The 18,649-nt window shown below is 44.9% G+C and carries 18 protein-coding genes; 4 read left to right on the forward strand and 14 right to left on the reverse strand.

The genetic code is table 11. The features are described from left to right. Positions 1-34 precede the first annotated feature (34 nt). The 5 genes from H3S82_RS03490 to H3S82_RS03510 are packed head-to-tail and all read right to left on the reverse strand — an operon-like array spanning position 35 to position 3,591. Positions 35-1,231, reverse strand: a complete 1,197-nt coding sequence (locus tag H3S82_RS03490) for a DegT/DnrJ/EryC1/StrS family aminotransferase (protein ID WP_198233119.1) — start codon at positions 1,229-1,231, stop codon at positions 35-37. Positions 1,232-1,233: 2 nt separating this feature from the next. After that, positions 1,234-1,629, reverse strand: coding sequence for a multidrug efflux SMR transporter (locus H3S82_RS03495; protein WP_198233118.1), 396 nt, complete (start codon positions 1,627-1,629; stop codon positions 1,234-1,236). Continuing rightward, entirely contained in the window at positions 1,629-1,997 is a 369-nt protein-coding gene (locus H3S82_RS03500; RefSeq protein ID WP_077970384.1) for an EamA family transporter, read from the reverse strand. The genes H3S82_RS03495 and H3S82_RS03500 overlap by 1 nt, the downstream gene beginning before the upstream one ends. Positions 1,998-1,999: 2 nt before the next feature. Further along, positions 2,000-2,866, reverse strand: coding sequence for a carboxylesterase (locus H3S82_RS03505; protein WP_198233117.1), 867 nt, complete (start codon positions 2,864-2,866; stop codon positions 2,000-2,002). Then, entirely contained in the window at positions 2,863-3,591 is a 729-nt protein-coding gene (locus H3S82_RS03510) for an MtnX-like HAD-IB family phosphatase (RefSeq protein ID WP_198233116.1), read from the reverse strand. Before H3S82_RS03510 ends, H3S82_RS03505 begins: the two co-directional genes overlap by 4 nt. 134 nt (positions 3,592-3,725) lie before the next feature. Between H3S82_RS03510 and H3S82_RS03515 the strand changes: the two genes are divergently transcribed. Beyond that, positions 3,726-4,454 (forward strand): response regulator, encoded by a 729-nt coding sequence (locus tag H3S82_RS03515; RefSeq protein ID WP_198233115.1) that lies wholly within the window; start codon positions 3,726-3,728, stop codon positions 4,452-4,454. Positions 4,455-4,644: 190 nt separating this feature from the next. Continuing rightward, positions 4,645-5,994, forward strand: a complete 1,350-nt coding sequence (locus H3S82_RS03520; RefSeq protein WP_198233114.1) for an ATP-binding protein — start codon at positions 4,645-4,647, stop codon at positions 5,992-5,994. Positions 5,995-6,038: 44 nt separating this feature from the next. Here H3S82_RS03520 and H3S82_RS03525 read toward each other — a convergent pair whose 3' ends face one another. From H3S82_RS03525 to H3S82_RS03535, 3 genes are all read right to left on the reverse strand, one after another. Then, positions 6,039-6,914 carry an arginase family protein gene (locus tag H3S82_RS03525; RefSeq protein WP_198233113.1) on the reverse strand — a complete coding sequence of 292 codons (876 nt, stop codon included), beginning with the start codon at positions 6,912-6,914 and terminating at the stop codon, positions 6,039-6,041. Then, positions 6,914-8,011 (reverse strand): GNAT family N-acetyltransferase, encoded by a 1,098-nt coding sequence (locus tag H3S82_RS03530; protein ID WP_198233112.1) that lies wholly within the window; start codon positions 8,009-8,011, stop codon positions 6,914-6,916. The genes H3S82_RS03525 and H3S82_RS03530 overlap by 1 nt, the downstream gene beginning before the upstream one ends. A 220-nt stretch (positions 8,012-8,231) precedes the next feature. Beyond that, a complete protein-coding gene (locus H3S82_RS03535) occupies positions 8,232-9,644 on the reverse strand; it encodes an aspartate aminotransferase family protein (RefSeq protein WP_077970405.1) in 1,413 nt (470 codons plus the stop codon). Positions 9,645-10,181: 537 nt separating this feature from the next. Between H3S82_RS03535 and H3S82_RS03540 the strand changes: the two genes are divergently transcribed. Further along, positions 10,182-10,883 (forward strand): glutamine amidotransferase, encoded by a 702-nt coding sequence (locus H3S82_RS03540; RefSeq protein WP_198233111.1) that lies wholly within the window; start codon positions 10,182-10,184, stop codon positions 10,881-10,883. 416 nt (positions 10,884-11,299) lie between these two features. Here the strand turns inward: H3S82_RS03540 and H3S82_RS03545 are convergent, their stop codons facing one another. Genes H3S82_RS03545 through H3S82_RS03555 form a run of 3 tightly spaced genes read right to left on the reverse strand, consistent with a single transcriptional unit; the run spans position 11,300 to position 14,658 of the window. Then, positions 11,300-12,955: an electron transfer flavoprotein-ubiquinone oxidoreductase gene (locus H3S82_RS03545; protein WP_198233110.1), complete on the reverse strand. Its 1,656-nt coding sequence runs from the start codon at positions 12,953-12,955 to the stop codon at positions 11,300-11,302. Position 12,956: 1 nt separating this feature from the next. After that, a complete protein-coding gene (locus H3S82_RS03550; protein ID WP_078039081.1) occupies positions 12,957-13,886 on the reverse strand; it encodes an electron transfer flavoprotein subunit alpha/FixB family protein in 930 nt (309 codons plus the stop codon). A 22-nt stretch (positions 13,887-13,908) separates the two neighbouring features. Then, positions 13,909-14,658, reverse strand: coding sequence for an electron transfer flavoprotein subunit beta/FixA family protein (locus H3S82_RS03555; protein WP_198233109.1), 750 nt, complete (start codon positions 14,656-14,658; stop codon positions 13,909-13,911). Between the two features lie 308 nt (positions 14,659-14,966). Here H3S82_RS03555 and H3S82_RS11275 point away from each other — a divergent pair, with 308 nt between their 5' ends. Then, a complete protein-coding gene (locus tag H3S82_RS11275) occupies positions 14,967-15,092 on the forward strand; it encodes a hypothetical protein (protein WP_255519334.1) in 126 nt (41 codons plus the stop codon). Here H3S82_RS11275 and H3S82_RS03560 read toward each other — a convergent pair. From H3S82_RS03560 to H3S82_RS03570, 3 genes are all read right to left on the reverse strand, one after another. After that, positions 15,080-16,060, reverse strand: coding sequence for an aldo/keto reductase (locus H3S82_RS03560; RefSeq protein ID WP_198233108.1), 981 nt, complete (start codon positions 16,058-16,060; stop codon positions 15,080-15,082). The genes H3S82_RS11275 and H3S82_RS03560 overlap by 13 nt on opposite strands. Positions 16,061-16,656: 596 nt before the next feature. Then, on the reverse strand, positions 16,657-17,487 hold the full coding sequence (locus tag H3S82_RS03565) for a MaoC family dehydratase N-terminal domain-containing protein (RefSeq protein ID WP_198233107.1): 831 nt from the start codon (positions 17,485-17,487) through the stop codon (positions 16,657-16,659). Positions 17,488-17,576: 89 nt separating this feature from the next. Continuing rightward, positions 17,577-18,623 carry an ABC transporter substrate-binding protein gene (locus H3S82_RS03570; protein ID WP_077970420.1) on the reverse strand — a complete coding sequence of 349 codons (1,047 nt, stop codon included), beginning with the start codon at positions 18,621-18,623 and terminating at the stop codon, positions 17,577-17,579. Positions 18,624-18,649 lie beyond the last annotated feature (26 nt).

The raw sequence follows: 18,649 nt of genomic DNA on the forward strand, positions 1-18,649 counted from the left end.
GTTGTGCAAGCCTCGTGATAACCGGTCCATTTTTTCAAACAGACCTTGCAATGATTGTTAGAATCTTGTCGAATGTCTCGTCGTCAAGCCATGGACTATTCGATATGGTCAACATTCTCGCCGCAAAATCGCGGGCATTAGGGGTTGAAAAACGCTTGTTGAAATGCGGTTCAAGATAGGAATAATCGGGTAAAGCATGAACGAACAGGCGGGTGACGCCATATGGCGAAGGCCACAAGGTTTCAAGTGCTTTGTCTCTTGCTTCTTTGGTTTCAAAAAGCACCATAATAAATGGCCAAATAGCCCCTTCATCATCAAGGCCTTTAACAACCGTGATCGACGGAATTTTTGCAAGCTTGTCGACGCGAAGTTGCGCCTGTTTTTTTATGTCCTCTAAAAAAGGTTTGAGCCTTGAAGCGGCATTTGCACCTCTTTTCATTCTGAAACGGCTTACACGATGAACGGGAATATCGTCATCAAAAACATCACCGACCGCTTCCTCTATATTGCCGGCTGCAAGCTCCTTGCGCCTCGGCATGCCATAAGCGAGCGACAAAAGCCGCGGACGATAGGCGATAGAATATCCCAACAATTCGCTTATGCGTTTAAGTTCAAAGAAAAAACGGGGTTTTACTATTTTTTGGTGGGTTTCCTTTAATGCCAGACGGATTTCATCATTAAACGATGTCAAAAGGCCGCCTTCATAAAGGGTAAGGCCTTTTCCGACGGCAAGGCTGAAAAAAGCAATATCCCCCGTTTTGCCGGCTGCCGAACCAAGTGCCTGTGCCCCGTCTTCGATGACATAAGCACCTTTTTTATGAGCGATTTCAACGCATTGTTCAACATCTGCCAATTGGCCGCCAATATGGGCGGGAATAACAGCCAGTGTCTTTTCGTCGATCAGCTTGTCGAGGCAATCAAAATCGAAATCGAAACTGTTTTTTGCGGTATCACAGAGTTTTACGGTCAAATTGCAATGGGCAATGGCAAGCACAACGAGAGGGCAATTATAAGCCGGTATGATAACGTCTCTGCGCCCTTCGTTCTTGGGCATATTTGCCAGAGTTTGAAGGGCGACAATAAGTGAAGCCGTGCCTGAACATTCCAGAATGAGCGGCGGCAAATCGAACAAGTCGCTTAAATTAGGGCAGAGTTCTTTTTTTGTTGGCAACCAATCATGCCAAACCATAGGGAGACCGGCGGTTGGTGGAATTTCGCCTTGTCTCGTCATTGTCAGGATTTCTCGTTTTCTTTTTGGATAACATCACGTTCAGCAAATGCAAGGCACACAATGCCCGCAACAATAAACAGTGCACCGGCAAAATGTGCCAATGAAATTGTTTCGCCGAATATCAGAACGGAAGCAATCATGACAGTGACGACTTCAAGATGGGACGCCGCAAATGCCGGACCTACAGGCGCGCGTCTTAAAAGCGTCATCCATGTGAAGAATGCCCCGACATAGCCGAGAATGGCAAAATAGACAAAAGGATGGGAAAAAATCCTGTATAACCATCCGAGGCTTGCTTCCAAGGGCAGGGCGGCGGTTGCCGAAAGCTTGAAGCTGATCTGGCCGAGCGTGTCGAACATCATCAAAAAGAAAAAGCCCAGAATATAGAAGCGACGCATTAAAAAGCTCCCACAATAGCAACACCTATGGCAACAAAGCTGATGCCGAGAACCCGCATAGAGGTGAGTTTTTCATCAAAAAACAGCCGCCCCAATACCATAATGACAATGATATTGATTGATCCGAGCAATATGCCTTCCGAAAGCGGAACCAATGTCAAAAATGCCATCCATAACAAAAATTCGGCGACATAGGAGATTATGCCGAGCCATAGAAGTGGTTGACGGAAAAGTGCTAGCCAATATTGAAAAAGCGATTGAGGTTTATTTTCCTCGTCCGGTTCTGTGGCCGCACCTTTGAAGGCAAGCTGGCCGACAGTGTCACAAACAATATTTCCAAACCACACCAGAAAAATCAGCCAACTCATTGTCAGGCCATCTCGCGAATAAACGGGTTCACAGCAGGGGGTACCAATTGATCTTTTGTGCATAAGGCACCAAAGAAATCAGCGCTTTCCTGAATGACTTTTTTACGGTCACGGTCAATTGTTATCATATGGTAGCTGTTCTCCAATGGTATCATCTTGACGGGGCCTGAAACCGAACGGGCAACACGTCCCGAATTTGTTTCCATATTGGCAATGTCATCATGGTTTGAATGCATGATAAGGCAGGGAGCTTTTATATCATGCAATTGTGTTTCGGTTTGTTTTGCAAGTTCCTGCATCTCGGCAAGTGAACCGAGCGGATTTCCGGCAAGTCCACCTTTGGCACTGTCGCCAGAAAGCATGCTTTCGGAAATGGTTTTGCGTATCCGCTCATCTTTCAAACCATAAGGTGGCCGTTCGATAAACACACTTTTCTGGAAAATGCCAAGCGCTTTGAACCATTTCAACAAAAATACAGAGCGCTGGATATAACGCGGTATCGACCAGCCGTCATAAATGAATGTCGGACCATATACGCCGACACCTTTTACATTTTCAGGGTGATCGGCCGTATATTTGAGTGCCAGAACCGCACCCATGGAAAGTCCGCCGACAAACATTGTGTCAACATGTTCCAAAAGCCGATCTGCTGCACGTATGACACTATCATACCAGTCATGCCAGCTGGTTGCCAAAAGATCATTTTCATCACCGCAATGGCCTGCAAGTTGCATACCGTAAACAGTAAAACCGTGCTTATGCAAACCTTTACCCAGAATTTGCATTTCGGCCGGTGTACCTGTCAAACCATGAATGAGAAGAACGCCAGCCCGACCACCTTTATAGAAAAAGCTGACATCGGTAATCATGAAGCCACCCTTTCGCGGGCTTTTTCCGGCCGTTGCAATTTGTGCCAGATTTGCATAATTTCGGCGAAGTTATCGACCTTGATGTGGTCAATGCTGTTTGCTGCACAATAATCGGCAAGTTTTCCTTTGGCGAGTACAAGGTCGGCTTTTCCGGCCGCGCAAAAATCCGACGTACCATCGCCGATATAGAGGGTAAATCCGTTACCCGCATTGGCAAAATGGCGGCATTTGCAATTACCTGCCGGGCAAGCAACATTTTTGTAGGGAAATTGTAACTGCCAATTATTGTTACCGGCATAAAGAAGACGGTTTGCGAAAACCTTGACGTTTTCGAGACCATAGCGTTTCAAAATCGTGCGGATGCTATAATCAAGCCCGTCGCTTAAAATGGCAATATCGACACCTTGCTCGTCAAGCAAGCGGACAAAATCCGGAAAAGCGGGATCGATTGCCATTTCATCAAGACATTTTTTGAGCTCGGCAGGCGAGGCCTTGATAAGCGCGATTTGTCTCATCATGCATTCACGTGCACCGATTTTGCCCGAAAGCCAATCCTGTTCGATTGATTCCCAGTTTGGAGATGCAAATCTTTCCAAAAGAACATCTGTCACGTCATTATCGGCAATCGTGCCATCGAAATCGACAAAGACGCGAGAAAATATGGGCCCTTGTGAGAATACGGGAGCGCTCAAAGCTTGAAAAGCATTCGGGAACGTTCTTGTCATATTCGTCTTAATCTCCAATAGAAGCCATAACTGGAATTTGGTCAGCTTGATACATAGCGACCTTTTACCTATAAACAATAAAGACGAATATGCGTTCTTTGTTGCATTTCTGTAACCGGAAAAGAAAGACCTGCATGAACAAGAAAATTCTTATAATAGAAGATGATACAAGGCTTGCCGAGCTTGTTGCCAATTATCTGAAGCGACAGAACTATGATGTAGAGGTGCATCCTCGCGGCGATACTGCCGAAGAGGTCATCAAGCAATTGCTGCCTGATCTCGTCATTCTTGATGTCATGCTGCCCGGAAAATCCGGTTTCGATGTTTGCCGTGATGTGAGACCCTTCTATAAAGGCCCGATATTGATTATGACGGCAAGCGAGGATGATATTGATGAAATTATCGGATTGGAACTTGGTGCCGACGATTATATGTCAAAGCCGGTCGAGCCACGCCGTTTGCTTGCCCATATACGCGCGCTTTTAAGAAGAAAAGAAAGCGAAACGGTCGACGAAAATCATACTGAAAACGAAACATCACCTTTGTCGCGCACCAAACTTGTTTTTGGCAATCTCGTCATAGACAAGGATAACCGCGCAGTTCTGATTGATAATAAACCGGTTGATTTAACCACGGCCGAATTTGATCTCTTGTGGCTCCTTGCAAGTCATGCCGGACAGATATTATCCCGTGACGATATATTGAATGCTTTGCGAGGTATCGAGTTTGACGGGCTCGACCGGTCGATTGATGCACGCATTTCAAGGCTTCGGCGCAGGCTTGGCGATGACCTTGAAAACCCGCGTTTTATCAAAACAGTGCGCGCCAAAGGATATCTTTTTCTGCAATGGGAAGGAGAATGAGAAAACAGGCTGAAGCAATAGGCAGGAATGAGGAGCGGACCCCGCGTAAATTTGCTAGTATGAAGCTGCTGACAAAATGGCATAAAATCTGCCAATGATATAAAAAGCGGATAATCGGGCTATAATTTTCGGGAAAGATAAGCCGAATTACGTGAAAAATGCGAATGGCGGCAATGATTGGTGAAATGCTATGACGAACGAAGAACATGATGGGCTACAAAAAAGCCGTCGCCGCATGGTTATTTTACGCTCGATCAGTGTGCTTATCATTTTGTTCTTCTTGCAAGGTGGCGTTGCTTACGGAACATTGCAATTGTTTCTTGCTTTGCCTGCCAACTGGACCGGCATTATTGACGACGCGGATATTGAACGCGATGCCCATCAGGGTACTGTCTATATGATTGATCAGGCAATTGCGAACGAGCCGTTAAAAAAGCCGTCTGATGTGCTTCAAGAATTGCAGCCGCATTTTCATTTCCGCCTCACTTATATCGAAAAGCCCGACCATTTTTCGGATGATGTGAAAGAGCAATTGAAATCCTATGACCTCGCTTATGATGATGAAGATGATCATATCTATGCAAAACTCAATTCAGGCGGCTATCTGAAACTGGGGCCGCTCATTACGACCGACATCAATGATGCCAATGCCAGCGCAATTTTTATCCTTCTGGCATTGCTCACAATCGTCAACGCTCTGCTGTTTTTTGCTATTTTATATTTTGCTTTTTCCACATTGTGGCGCGAAGCGCGAGCCATCAGATTGACAGCCAACGCATTGGGCGAAGGGAATTTGACGGCACGTGTTCCGAAAATTCGTAGCGAACCGTTAAAAATGATCGGCCATGTTATCAATGATATGGCAACCCGTCTTGAGCTTCTCGTCGGTCATAGCCGTACCATGATGCATGCTATGGCGCATGAATTCCGCACACCTCTCGCCCGATTGCGCTTTGGTTTGAGCATGTTGGAAGATTCCGACCCGGAAGAAAAAAAGAAGCTTTATGCCGGAATTGACAAGGATATAGACGAGCTTGAGCAATTGATAAAAATATCGCTCGATTATTTCCGCATGAACAACAAAAACATGCCGACAAAGCTTGAAAATGTCCATATCAAGCGTTGGGCAGAAAATATCATTGATGATCTGTCATTGTTGAAGCCAAAGGGATTTGAAGTCAGTTATAATATTGCCAATGTGGATAGTTTTATTGACCCGAAATTGGCTGCAATGGCGTTTCGCAATATCATTCTGAACGCTTTCAAATATGCCCGTTCAAAGGTTTACATCCATGTTTATAAACAGGATGATGCGCTGATTTTCGAATTCGATGATGATGGACCGGGGGTAGCGGAAAGCGTCAGAGAAGAAATATTCTCGCCTTTTTTCCGGCTTGATAATGATAAATCCGGCTCACATGAGGGATATGGGGTTGGTCTTTCTTTCGTGCGTGCTATTGCGGAGCTTCACCATGGTTCGGCTTTTGTACTTTCAAGCCGCTTGGGAGGCGCACGTTTTGTCATGCGCTTCGGGCTTTAGAGAGAGCGCCTGAAAAATACGCGCTTTCTTGAAAAATACGCTTTTTAAAGATAAGCGGAAAGCGTTTCAATGAGTTTGCTATTCAACTCATGCTGTTCTTTTTGCCACTTTGTAACGAGTTCGTCGGAAACGCTTGTTTGCCCGTCAAGTTTACTTAAAAGACTTTTCCAGAAACTGTGATAAGTGTAATTGGAAACTTCTCCGGTAATATCACAGGCTCTAAGTCTGGAACCGATATTGGTGATAAGGTCGGTCAAATGCCGCGGCTCCATCTCGCCCTGATCCCAATTTGTATGGATAAATTGCGGCGAGAGCGCATCCTTGTCGATTGACAGATAGACGGGAAGATTTTCCTTATAAATGCTGCTGATAAAGGCTGACATCATGTCATCGACATTGGCAAATGTCTGGAAAGCATTTTTCAAGCCCAGAATATTTGCCCAGCTCACATCCACTTTTGTAGACCAATAGGTCAATTTGTTGGACATAAGCGGCTTCAAGCGGTTTTCGACAGCGTGTTTCACACCAATATCGCCAGAGGTAATGCCGACAACATGAACATGGTCGATAAATGGCAAAGAAGCAGCATGACTGATCCATGAACCGCAATGGATACCGAAAGGATAACGCATATTGTCCGGATGGTTATCAATCACAATGAGCGTTAAAGGTTCTTGTTTTAAATGTTTGTGACAATGCTTTACCAATAATTGGCTCACATGGTGATAATCGCCACTTCCAAGAAAAACCGGTCCATAAGTTTCCGGCATTTGTTTTTCAAGTTCCATTTCGAGCTTACGAAAATTGGCAAAAGTCGTAGCGTAACGGATACGGTCTTGCCATCCGCTTAAATCGATATTGATGGAATTGTCGAATGTTCCCACACTATTGTCAAAATCGAGGACAACCGGATTTTTCATCAGTTTTGGTCTCCTTGAAGTTCAAGATGGGCGTCACTTTCGAAATGATGCCGGAAGTGTTTCAATATCGCTCGCAATAAAGGATTGCGGATATAGACAGCATGGCGTGTATAAACGAATTTTGCGCCAAGATAGGCTTTGATTTCAGGGTCGGTCCAACCGGCAACATAATATTTGAAACCGTTGAGTCGGGCATATTCAAGATTGAAAAACCAGCTTATGAAATAGAGATTATTGTCGGTTGCAAGCGGGTAATCAAAGCCGATATATTTGTCGACAAGCATGTCTTTATAGGCAAAACAGATATTGTAACCGATGAGCTTGCCACTTTTTTTATAGACAACAACTCGCAAGCTTTCATCGTCCGTATGTAACAAATCGTAGAAAAACTCTTCACTCAAGAGATCGAAATGGATTTCGCTCTGTTGAAAGACCTGCAAATAAAGCAGGTAGAAGTGTTTTATCACCTCGTCGCTTTGAAGATAAGGCGAGTTGGCGGTTAAAACCTCAATCTCAAGATTTTCCATCGCACGCAATTTCCGACGAAAATCCTTGCGGCGATTTTTCGAAAAACGGACAAGAAAATCATCCCGTGATGAATAATCGACCGGCACATAGGCAAGAGCTTGTCCGGCAACAGAAATAAAGCCCGCCTGTTCCAATTGTGCAAGAAAATCCGCAGTTTTTTTGGCGTCTTCATCAGATATTAAAGGCGAAGGGGAGGGCAAATCTTTGACAATGACAAGCGGATAATTTTTGCCTTCTTTTTCTTTCAAAAAAAGCGCGACCTTTTCTGCATCAAAAGGTGTGGGCAGCGGCGAAAATTCCGAGACAGTTGTGCCGACAAACAATGTTTTATATTTCAACAGCCGTGACCAGAATTTATAGAAAGGTATTTTTTTTAAACGCTTTTGATCTTCATTATCCATTGTCGTGGTGAGATCAAAGAGAGCTGCAAAAACCGGAAGTCCAGCTCGAGAAATATCGGCTTTGAAATCAACAGGCGGGTGGCGCAGAAAATCGCTTAAAAGATAATCGGGTTCAAGCTTGTTTGACCAAGCTTTAATGGCGTTGTCTGTCTCTTTTCGATTATCCATATTTCGCCGGTTTACCCATCAAATGTTTTGAAAGAAGCGGATAGAAATTCGCTTACGCGTTTTCACCTCGTACGGAACTGTCGTCACCACGCTTTATAAAAAGCTTGGAATTTCAAAAAATGCGAAGCAAGTATCTCACCAAATGACGTGAAGGGGAAGCGTTTCCCCTTCACACAAAAGGTTTTCCAGACCGGAATTGAAATCCGGTCCGGCATCAATTTTATTGTTCCTTCTTTGCACGCGTAATCAATTGATCAAGCAGTGAAATTGCTTTGTCAATTTCTTCTGTTGTGATGAGAAGCGACGGTGCAAGGGTGATGACGTTTTTATAATAGCCGCCAACATCGAGAACCAGTCCGGTTTTTTTGCCCTGCCAGTCAAGATCGCCCGAAAGGCCGATGTCGACCATGCGGTCAAGAAGCGCTTTGTTCGGTGTGAAGCCATCTTCGGTGCAAATTTCGGCACGCAAGGCCAAGCCCAAACCGTCAACATCACCAATTTCCGGATGGCGTTTCTGAAGATCTTGCAATCCTTCCAGAAAATGTTTGCCCTTTTCCATAACCATGGTTTCATAATCGGTTTCACCAAGCATATGGAAAACTTCAACACCGAGCGCGGTTCCAAGCGGATTTGAAGCGAATGTTGAATGGGTAGACCCCGGAGGGAAAATTTTCGGATTGATCAATTCTTCACGTGCCCAAAGGCCGCCCAAAGGATTAAGACCATTGGTGAGCGATTTGGCGAAAACAAGAATATCAGGGGTTACGCCGAAATGTTCAATCGACCATAATTTGCCTGTGCGATAAAATCCCATCTGGATTTCGTCAACGACAAGAAGAATACCATGATCGTCCAGAACTTTCTTGATGCCTTTAAAGAAGTTTCTCGGCGGAATAACGTAACCGCCAGTCCCCTGAAGAGGCTCGATATAGAAGGCAGCATATTCGGTTTCGTTTGCTCTCGGATCCCATACGCCATTATATTCTGTTTCAAACAGGCGGGCAAATTCGTTGACGCAATGTTCGCCATATTCTTCAACAGTCATTCCTTTAGGGCGACGGAACGGATAAGGGAAGGGCAGGAACATGGCGCGTTCGCCAAAATGCCCGTAACGACGACGATAGCGATAGCTTGATGTGATGGAAGAAGCGCCCAATGTGCGGCCGTGATAGCCACCTTCAAAGGCAAACATCAGGCTCTTTCCCGCCTTGGCATTACGCACGACTTTCAGAGAATCTTCAATACATTGCGAGCCGCCGACATTGAAATGGATACGCCCGTCAAGGCCGAATTTCTTCTTCATATCTTCGGCGATGATTTTGGCCAATTCGATTTTTGTCGGATGCAAATATTGGCTGGCAACCTGTGGTAAAGTGTCGATCTGCTTTTTCAGAACATTATCAAGACGGGGATTTGCGTAGCCAAAGTTACAGGCGGAATACCACATTTGCAGATCAAGGTAAGGGACACCTTCGAGATCATACATATAGGAGCCTTCACAGCCGGCAAATACTTTTGGCGGGTTTACGTAGTGGACAGTGTCACCGAAGGAGCAATATTTTGCTTCATCGGCAAGTAGCCGAGACTCGAAAGCCTTGGCATCAGAATTTGTCATTTTTTCTGGTTTTGCCATATTTGCACTCCAAACTAAAAGATAGTCTAAATTTTAGAGCGCGAAAAAGTTAGGGCTGTTGTGTTTGTGTTTTGCTTTAGTAACAAAACTTATCTTTGCCCGAAAAGCTCATAAAAATGCGGTTACAAAGCCCTCGCCAGCATTCGAAATTCTAACTTGAAAGCTAAATAGTTCACTTTTTTAAGGCCGCGGAAGCTTTTTGTAACCTTCAGTTACAACAGGCGTCTTTTTCAAAGTTAAGGGTGAATTTTTACCGGACAATAAAAATAAAGCAGTTTTCAATCAATGAAATTTATGGCGAGATAATTTCTACAAATCCGGGTTTAAACAGGTGCAGCGATGAAATGACATATCAATAATCTGGTTTCTGGAAGTGGCATAAAAATTGAAAGTAAAGAAACGGGTAAAAGAGACCGGAAATTTTTCTCAAAAAATTATTTTTAAGTTGGCAGAAGCTGCCCCTTTCATATAATTGACACTCGTTATTTAATATTTTTCATAATCAAAAAAGCCGATAAAGTTCTACCGGAGAAGAAAATGAAAACAGCGCTTGTTTTACAACATCTCGCATTTGAAAATGCCGGTTTGATCGGGAATGTTCTTGGCAAACGTGGATATGAACTGAAAAACCTTGATGCAACGCGCGATGACATTTCGGCTTTTCCGGTGAATGAAGCAGATATCGTCATTATTCTGGGCGGGCCTATCGGCGTTTATGATGGTGAACTCTATCCCTTTATCACTCAGGAATTAAAGCTCATAGAAAAATCCTTGAAAATCAAAAAACCGATGATCGGCGTGTGTTTAGGCGCGCAATTGATTGCAAGTGCTCTCGGCGCGAAAGTACAACCGATGGGGAGAAAAGAAATCGGCTTTTCAAGCCTGCAATTAACCGATGAGGGGCAGAAAAGTCCGCTTGAATTGATCGGCACAACACCGGTTCTTCATTGGCATGGTGACCAGTTCGAAATTCCGGAAGGAGCGAAGCGTTTGGCAGAAACCGGTATTTGTCCCAATCAGGCGTTTTCTTATGAAAATATTTTGGCGTTACAATTTCATCTTGAAGCGGATCTTGATTATTTTGAACATTGGTTGGTAGGACATGCCTCAGAGCTTTCGCAAGCCGGAATTAATCCGGTTGATCTACGCAATGACGCAAAAAAATACCAAGGGGATTTGAGAACAAAAGCTGAAAAAATTTTCAATCTCTGGTGTGAAGAAGTTTTGAAAAATCTCTGATTTTTGCAAACTTCCTTCGGTCAACAAGGCAATCAGTTCAACGCGGAAATTTATGTTTGAAGCTCCGCCGAAGACGAGTGCTTCGCTTCATATATCGGCAATTTCATTGCTGAAGACTTTATGTTGTAAAATTTACACAAATTTCGCTGTGGTTTTTACGTAAAGCAAGAAGCGCTCTTTTTAAAACCGGTTGCGAGATGTTATCCCCCCGACATCAAATAAATTCGTTCGATTTTATTTATAATGATATTCAAGGAAATAACTGTTCAGGTTTTTATCAATCAGAAAACAGCCGTTAAGTTATTCGATCTGCTGTTAGCCGAGCAGAATAATTCAATGAGGCGTTCTCTCCGGTTCTGTCAGCCCGAAGGCCAATTATTTCGCTAAAATATTTAGGCCTTTATCGGGAAACACAATTACATATTCGGGTAAACAGGACCTTCGCCACCTTGTGGACATGTCCATGTGATATTCTGGTTCGGGTCCTTGATGTCGCATGTCTTGCAATGGATGCAGTTTTGCGCGTTAATGACATAGGTTTCCCTGCCATCCTTTTCTATCCATTCGTAAACGCCCGCCGGACAATAGCGTGTCGAGGGACCGGCATAGATATTCAATTCCGATTTTTCCTGAACATCGAGCGAGGTTACTTTCAAATGGCAAGGCTCATTCTCTTCGTGATTTGTATTGGAAAGAAAAACACTCGAGAGGCGGTCAAAACTGACAATGCCATCAGGTTTCGGATAGTCGATCGGTTTGTGTTTTTCTGCCGGTTCAAGAGAAAGATAATCCGGTAGACCATGCGACATTGTGCCGAAAAACGAAAAGTGGAAGAGCGCCTGACACCACATGTCAAAGCCGCCTAGTTGAACACCTCTTTTCGTGCCATATTTCGATAATAACGGCTTTACGTTGCGGACCGGATAAAGATCTTTTCCGATTGCACTGTCGCGCCAGCCATTTTCAATTTCGCTGATTTCATCATGGCTGCGGCCGGCTTTTATGGCGTTTGCTATTGCGTTGGCAGCGTAAACGCCGGATAAAACCGCATTATGCGACCCTTTTATGCGGGGAACATTCATGAAACCGGCAGAGCAGCCGATTAATGCACCACCCGGAAAAGTCAATTTCGGGACGGATTGCCAGCCGCCTTCGGTCAGAGCACGGGCACCATAGGCAATGCGTTTTCCACCTTCAAATATCGGGCGAATTGCCGGATGTGTTTTGAAACGCTGGAATTCTTCAAACGGAGAAAGGTAAGGGTTTTTATAATTGAGGTGAACAACGAAACCCACAGCGATCTGGTTGTTGTCCATGTGATAAAGGAAAGAACCGCCACCCGTTTCGTCATCAAGAGGCCAGCCCAATGTATGCTGGACAAGGCCGGCGTGATGTTTTGACGGGTCAATTTCCCATAATTCTTTCAGGCCTATGCCATATTTCTGGGGTGAGCGCCCTTTATCAAGATCGAATTTGTTGATGAGCGTTTTCGCAAGTGACCCACGAGCTCCTTCACCAATCAGAACATATTTGCCAAGAAGCTCCATGCCCCGCATATAATTCGGGCCATGGCTACCATCTTTTTCAACATCCATATCGCCTGTTGCAATGCCTGTAACAGCACCGTCTTCGTTATAAAGAACTTCCGTGGCAGCAAAACCGGGGTAGATTTCCACGCCAAGCGCTTCGGCTTTTGTGGCAAGCCACCGGCAAACATTTCCCAAAGAGACGATGTATTTTCCATGATTGGAGAGAATCTTCGGCATAATCCGGTTGGAAAGCTGCTTGGCTTTGGTCTCGTCCAACACGAAAATATGGTCTTCTTTTACCTCCGTTGTGAAAGGATGGTTTTGTTCGTTGCGCCAATCCGGCGACAGCGTGTCAATGCCGATTGGATCGACAACAGCACCGGACAGAATGTGGGCACCGACTTCGACACCTTTTTCTACAATAACAACCGAAAGATCAGGGTTGATCTGTTTAAGTCTTATAGCAGCCGAAAGGCCTGCCGGACCGGCGCCGACAATAACAACGTCAAATTCCATGCTTTCGCGCGGAGGTAATTCATTCATTTCAAAGCGCCTTTTCAAGCTCCGGAATAATGTCGAAAAGATCACCAACCAATGCATAGTCGGCAATATGCATCATCGGTGCGTCTTCATCCTTGTTGATTGCAACGATGACGCGTGAATCTTTCATGCCTGCAAGGTGCTGGATGGCACCGGAAATCGCAACAGCGATATAAAGCTCCGGTGCGACAACTTTTCCGGTCTGTCCGACCTGCCAATCATTGGGGGCATAACCGGCGTCGACGGCTGCACGGCTTGCACCCACAGCAGCACCGAGTTTGTCGGCAAGCGGAAGCAGAATGGACATGAAATTTTCTTCCGAGCCGAGGCCACGGCCACCCGAAACAATTATTTTTGCCGAAGTGAGTTCCGGCCGGTCACTCTTCTTCACCTCTTCACTGACATAGCGTGACAGGGACGGGTCTGCTGCCGGCGTGATTTTTTCAATCGGTGCTGTACCATTTCCTGCCTTTGCCTTGAATGAAGCGGTACGAACCGTAATAACCTTTTTCCCATCTGTTGATTGGACGGTTTCGATAGCATTGCCAGCATAAATCGGACGTTTGAATGTGTCGGGCGAAACAACTTCGATAATGTCGGAAATTTGCATGACATCAAGAGATGCTGCCACCCGTGGCATAATATTTTTACCGTTGGTCGTGGCAGCAGCCATGATGACATCATAATCTTTGCTTTCAGCAACAATTGTTGCAGCGACCGGTTCGGCCAATTGTTGTTCGAGATAGTCGGCTTCTGCCAGAAGAACTTTATGGACATTGTCGAGTTTTGCAGCTTGTTCAGCAACCGTTTGTGCATTTTTCCCGCAAACGAGGATATCAATGTCCCCCCCGATAGCATGGGCTGCGGTTAAAGCTTTTGCTGTCTGTTCTGACAAGGCAACATTATTATGTTCAGCCAATAAAAGAATGGTCATGAATAAATCCTTCCCTTGATGCTCAGAGGACGCCAGCGTCTTGTTTCAATTTTTCGACAAGTTCGGCAACGTTTTTGACTTTTACACCGGCCTTGCGGGTTTGCGGTTCTTCCACTTTCAGGATTTTTAATCTCTGTTTGTTGGTCACACCAAGTTCAGCCAGAGTTTTCTGTTCGATCGGCTTTTTACGTGCCCGCATAATGTTAGGCAGAGAAGCGTAACGTGGTTCGTTAAGACGAAGATCGGCGGTCATTACAGCAGGAAGTTTGACGGCTACGGTTTGCAAGCCGCCGTCGACTTCACGTGTTACAACGGCTTCGCCATCTTTCAATTCGATTTTCGAAGCGAAAGTTGCTTGTCCCCAGCCTAGCAATGCTGCAAGCATTTGTCCTGTCTGGTTGGAATCATCGTCAATTGCCTGTTTGCCGAGGAAAACCATATCCGGTTTCTCATTTTCGACGACAGCTTTCAATATTTTAGCAACCGTGAGCGGTTCGACTTCTTCATCAGTCTGGACAAGAATGGCCCGATCAGCACCGACCGCCAAAGCTGTTCTCAATGTATCCTGAGCAGCTTGCGGACCAACGCTCACAGCAACAACTTCATTTGCGTGACCGGCTTCTTTTTCACGAACAGCTTGTTCAAGTGCTATTTCGTCAAACGGATTCATCGACATTTTGACATTAGCAAGTTCGACGCCTGTCCCGTCACTTTTTACGAGAGGTTTGACGTTGTAATCTATGACGCGTTTTACAGCTACCAATATTTTCATAGGCCTATCCCTTTGCTAGAACCGCTAATCGTTACCATTCCCTTATGTTATGTTATTCGGTCGACAATCAAATGTATAGAATTAACACCGGCTTAATCCAACCAATTTTTGTCGGGCTTGACAACTCCGGATAAAGTTTAATGTTCAAGTGTCGAGCTTGCCATAATTGTTGATATTTTCAAGATGCTTATCATCAAAACGAATTTTAATAGTTTGATGGGAGTAAACGGGCTTGGCCGTTATCAACGGAAAAGATAAAAAACTTTTTATCAATATGTTCAAAGTGAAAAAGATTTGACTGCGAACCTATGTGTTTGCCTAACCGCCTTACACGTCCCGTCAAACCATTCGGCACTGCCGTCTTTCCTGATAAAGAGAGGTTGTCGGCAGTGCCGGTTTTTCTATCCGGTTTCGATAGTGATTACCATGCATAAGCTTCGGGAGCTTCGCCTTTCGGGCCGGGCCAAATTTTGTCGAGCTTATCCAGTGTTTCCTTTGACAAAGAAATATCAACAGCTTTCAAATTTGCTTCCAATTGGGCTTTTGTTCTCGGGCCGATAATCGGAGCGCTAACAACCGGATTATTGAGACACCATGCAAGCGCCACATCAGCCGGCTTTTCATTCAATTCTTTGCATAAAGCTTCATAGGCAACGAGTTGATCGTGGTGTTCAGCAACAACATTTTCAAGATCGGCGCGACGGCCACTCTCGAATTTGTCAAGCGCACCGGCGAGCAATCCACCATCAAGCGGGCTCCATAGAATTAATCCCAAACCGTGATAGCGGCAGGCTGGAATAACTTCGGTTTCAATGGCGCGGTTTCTGAGATTATAGATGTCCTGTTCACTGACAAGGCCAAGCATATGCCGTGCAATGGCTTTGCCTTGCGCCGTTGCAATGTGCCAGCCGGCGAAATTCGATGAACCGACATAGGAAATCTTTCCTTGCGTGATGAGAACCTCCATCGCTTCCCATATCTCGTCCCACGGCGTTCCACGGTCGATATGGTGCATTTGATAAAGGTCGATATGATCGGTTTTAAGCCGTTTCAGACTTGCTTCACAAGCACGCTTTATATGGTAGGCGGAAAGGTGCCTGTCATTGACGCCATAATCCATCGGTTGATAGAGCTTGGTGGCAAGGACAATTTTGTCACGTTTGCCGCTGTTTTTGATCCAGTTGCCGATAAATTCTTCCGAAATTCCGCTACCCTTCGGAATTTCCGGATATTGACGCGTTCCGTAAATATCAGCCGTGTCAAACAGATTGATGCCATTATCAACGGCAGCATCCATAATATTGAATGCTTCTTTTTCGTCCGTTAGATAGCCGAAATTCATCGCCCCCAATGCCAAACGGCTGACTTTAAGACCGGTGCGACCAAGATGAGTATATTTCATTTTATTTTCCTCTTTAAGAACAGATTGCGTGAAAATTGAGTGTGATTGATTGGATGGGCTAACTTCCGTAAAGTTCCTGACGAAACCGGTCCTCACACTTTCACGTGGTTTTCTGCACGCTTGTTCTTGCTTCTATTAACTTCACGGAAAAATCGATTGGCAAAGCGCGCTTTGTCATTTGACAAAATTTGCCGATCAGATCGGACGCTTGAACGAGTTTTTGAATCGAAAAGTGTTATGCGACATTCAAGCTTCGCCAATGAAATTCCACGGGCTGTTCTTAAAGACCTTAACATAATTCATTGCGCTGTTTAGACGGGAAAAGCCGCATGTTATTGTGAATGCTATTCATATATCGGATATAAGTCGGGTAACCGAAGGCCATGCGGAAAGTTGATAATTTCGAGATAACAAATCCAAAATTCTTTCTAGCAATAGATAAGAAAGCGAAGAAAATTGTAAGACTTGGATATTAAACCAAACTTGGTCATCACCATAAAACCGGTATGAAATTAAAAATGTGACCGACAGAGAGCGGAAGATCGGCAATCTTCAGAGAACCGATCTCTTGAAAGATGCTATTTTGGAGAAGAATTTTAGTGTTCAAGCGTGAATTCGACGCTGCTTGATTGTGCAATGCCGTTTTCATTCCCCACCCAAAGGTCGGCTCTGCCGGTGCTTGTTTTTTGACCGGCCGTTATAAATTTATCCGGACAAAAAATTGGCCTTTGGCTGCGGAAGGAAAAGCTTGATAGTCTCGTATCCGGATTGGCATTTTTGAAAGCCTGAAGTGCTAAAGTTGCCAGTAATTGGCCTTGTACCAGCAAGCCGGGATAGCCTTCTTTATCGGTAACATAGGGATAATCATAATGGATGCGGTGGGCATTGAAAGTCACTGCCGAATAACGGAATAAAGTGACACTATTGGCTTCATGTGTTTCTGACCATTGGCCGTGAGGACAAGGTGTCGATTTTTTATTCACAAATTTTGTCGGTTCGCGATAAACGATATCCTGCTCTTCGAGAAGCGAGGTTTCACCGTTTTGCACATGTTTATGTTCGACAGTCACAAAGAGAAGTTTTCCGCTTCTGCCTTGCTTTTCGGTAATCTTACGGATAGTCGATATACGTTTTGCAGGCTCTCCGATAATAAGAGGGTGGAAAAATTTCAGCCTTCCGCCAGCCCACATCCGGTTGAGATTTTCTGCAGGAGGCAAAAATTCTCCCCGCGAGGGATGCCCGTCTTCACCTAATGACTTAAAGGAAAGCGTCGGCTGAAAATACATCCAGTGCCATAAATGTGGCAGAGGACCTGTTCTCTCGGGAAGCTTTGTGCCAAGTGTGGCGGCCATGCGGCCCACCAGCACATAATCGATCACATCCCCGATCGTTTCTGTTTTTCCTACCCAATCGGTAAAATTTGCCACTTTATCTCCTCCGCCAGTTTTTCGAGATTTTTATTAAAAAATCAATTCAACAGCAAGCCGGATAATAAATCATATCCGGCTTTCAAATGTTAATGGTTTTCAAGTGCTCTTTTGACAAAACGATCATCGAAAGTTTGCGACAAATCGATTTTATTTCCGTCAATTGTTTTGTCATAGGAAAGAAGCTTCAAAGTTGCTTCCTGACTTCCTCTCGAAATCATGCCGTCATGTGAATAGGAAGGAAGCGAATTTTTTACCGCTTCAAGATAAACTTCGCGATTATTACCGATATATTCTGGCGGAACAGCATTGGCGACATCATCCGGTGTTGCTGTTTGTAACCATGTCAAGGCTTTTACGAAAGCGTTGGTGATATGTTGGACAGTGTTCGGATAGTTGTCGATAAAGTCCTTTTTTGTATAAAGGACACCGGAAGACATTGTGCGTGTGCCGAATATTTTTTCCATGTCCGCTTCGGTTCTTGTGTCGACAAGAATGAAAACCGAATTGTCGTGCATCAAGGTCGAGATCACAGGGTCAAGATTGACAATGGCGTCAATTTCGCCGCGTTTCATTGCTGCTATCGCTGTTGCACCGGCTCCGGTCCCGATCACTGAAACTTCGTCCGGTTTGACGCCATCTTTATCGAGCAAATAATTGAGAAAATTGTTTGTTGAAGAACCAGGTGCTGTAACGCCGATTTTCATTCCTTTAAGATCGCCGACCTTTTTTACCTTGTCTTTCAGATCGGCGCGGACTGCAAGCACAATTGCCGGATAACGGTCAAGTTCCAGCACGGCACGGACATCCTGACCTTTGGAATGCATACGAATGACCTGATCGTAAGCGCCGGTCGTCACATCGGCCGACCCTCCCAGAAGTGCCTGAAGCGATTGTGAACCGCCTTTCAAATCCACCACTTTGACATCCAGTCCTTCTTCTTTGAAAAAGCCTTTTTGCGAGGCAATGGCCAAGGGCAAATAATAGAAAAGTGGTGCACCGCCCACGCTTAAAGTGATGTCTTTCTTTTCCGGTTCGTCATTGGCAAAAGCATTTCCCGTGAGTGTGACGGACAAAACGGCGAGCATTAGACCCAATCGAAAGATGAATTTTCTGAAATGGGAACGGAATTTCATAAGCTTTCTCCTCAAGATTGCTTTTT

The sequence above is a fragment of the Bartonella sp. M0192 genome, assembly GCF_016102305.1.
Classification (GTDB): domain Bacteria; phylum Pseudomonadota; class Alphaproteobacteria; order Rhizobiales; family Rhizobiaceae; genus Bartonella; species Bartonella apihabitans.

Excerpts from the sequence above, each read along its gene's own strand:
- H3S82_RS03490 (WP_198233119.1), bottom strand. The coding sequence starts at position 1,231 with ATGACGAGACAAGGCGAAATTCCACCAACCGCCGGTCTCCCTATGGTT.
- H3S82_RS03495 (WP_198233118.1), bottom strand. The coding sequence starts at position 1,629 with ATGCGTCGCTTCTATATTCTGGGCTTTTTCTTTTTGATGATGTTCGAC.
- H3S82_RS03500 (WP_077970384.1), bottom strand. The coding sequence starts at position 1,997 with ATGAGTTGGCTGATTTTTCTGGTGTGGTTTGGAAATATTGTTTGTGAC.
- H3S82_RS03505 (WP_198233117.1), bottom strand. The coding sequence starts at position 2,866 with ATGATTACCGATGTCAGCTTTTTCTATAAAGGTGGTCGGGCTGGCGTT.
- H3S82_RS03510 (WP_198233116.1), bottom strand. The coding sequence starts at position 3,591 with ATGACAAGAACGTTCCCGAATGCTTTTCAAGCTTTGAGCGCTCCCGTA.
- H3S82_RS03515 (WP_198233115.1), top strand. The coding sequence starts at position 3,726 with ATGAACAAGAAAATTCTTATAATAGAAGATGATACAAGGCTTGCCGAG.
- H3S82_RS03520 (WP_198233114.1), top strand. The coding sequence starts at position 4,645 with ATGACGAACGAAGAACATGATGGGCTACAAAAAAGCCGTCGCCGCATG.
- H3S82_RS03525 (WP_198233113.1), bottom strand. The coding sequence starts at position 6,914 with ATGAAAAATCCGGTTGTCCTCGATTTTGACAATAGTGTGGGAACATTC.
- H3S82_RS03530 (WP_198233112.1), bottom strand. The coding sequence starts at position 8,011 with ATGGATAATCGAAAAGAGACAGACAACGCCATTAAAGCTTGGTCAAAC.
- H3S82_RS03535 (WP_077970405.1), bottom strand. The coding sequence starts at position 9,644 with ATGGCAAAACCAGAAAAAATGACAAATTCTGATGCCAAGGCTTTCGAG.
- H3S82_RS03540 (WP_198233111.1), top strand. The coding sequence starts at position 10,182 with ATGAAAACAGCGCTTGTTTTACAACATCTCGCATTTGAAAATGCCGGT.
- H3S82_RS03545 (WP_198233110.1), bottom strand. The coding sequence starts at position 12,955 with ATGAATGAATTACCTCCGCGCGAAAGCATGGAATTTGACGTTGTTATT.
- H3S82_RS03550 (WP_078039081.1), bottom strand. The coding sequence starts at position 13,886 with ATGACCATTCTTTTATTGGCTGAACATAATAATGTTGCCTTGTCAGAA.
- H3S82_RS03555 (WP_198233109.1), bottom strand. The coding sequence starts at position 14,658 with ATGAAAATATTGGTAGCTGTAAAACGCGTCATAGATTACAACGTCAAA.
- H3S82_RS11275 (WP_255519334.1), top strand. The coding sequence starts at position 14,967 with ATGTGTTTGCCTAACCGCCTTACACGTCCCGTCAAACCATTCGGCACT.
- H3S82_RS03560 (WP_198233108.1), bottom strand. The coding sequence starts at position 16,060 with ATGAAATATACTCATCTTGGTCGCACCGGTCTTAAAGTCAGCCGTTTG.
- H3S82_RS03570 (WP_077970420.1), bottom strand. The coding sequence starts at position 18,623 with ATGAAATTCCGTTCCCATTTCAGAAAATTCATCTTTCGATTGGGTCTA.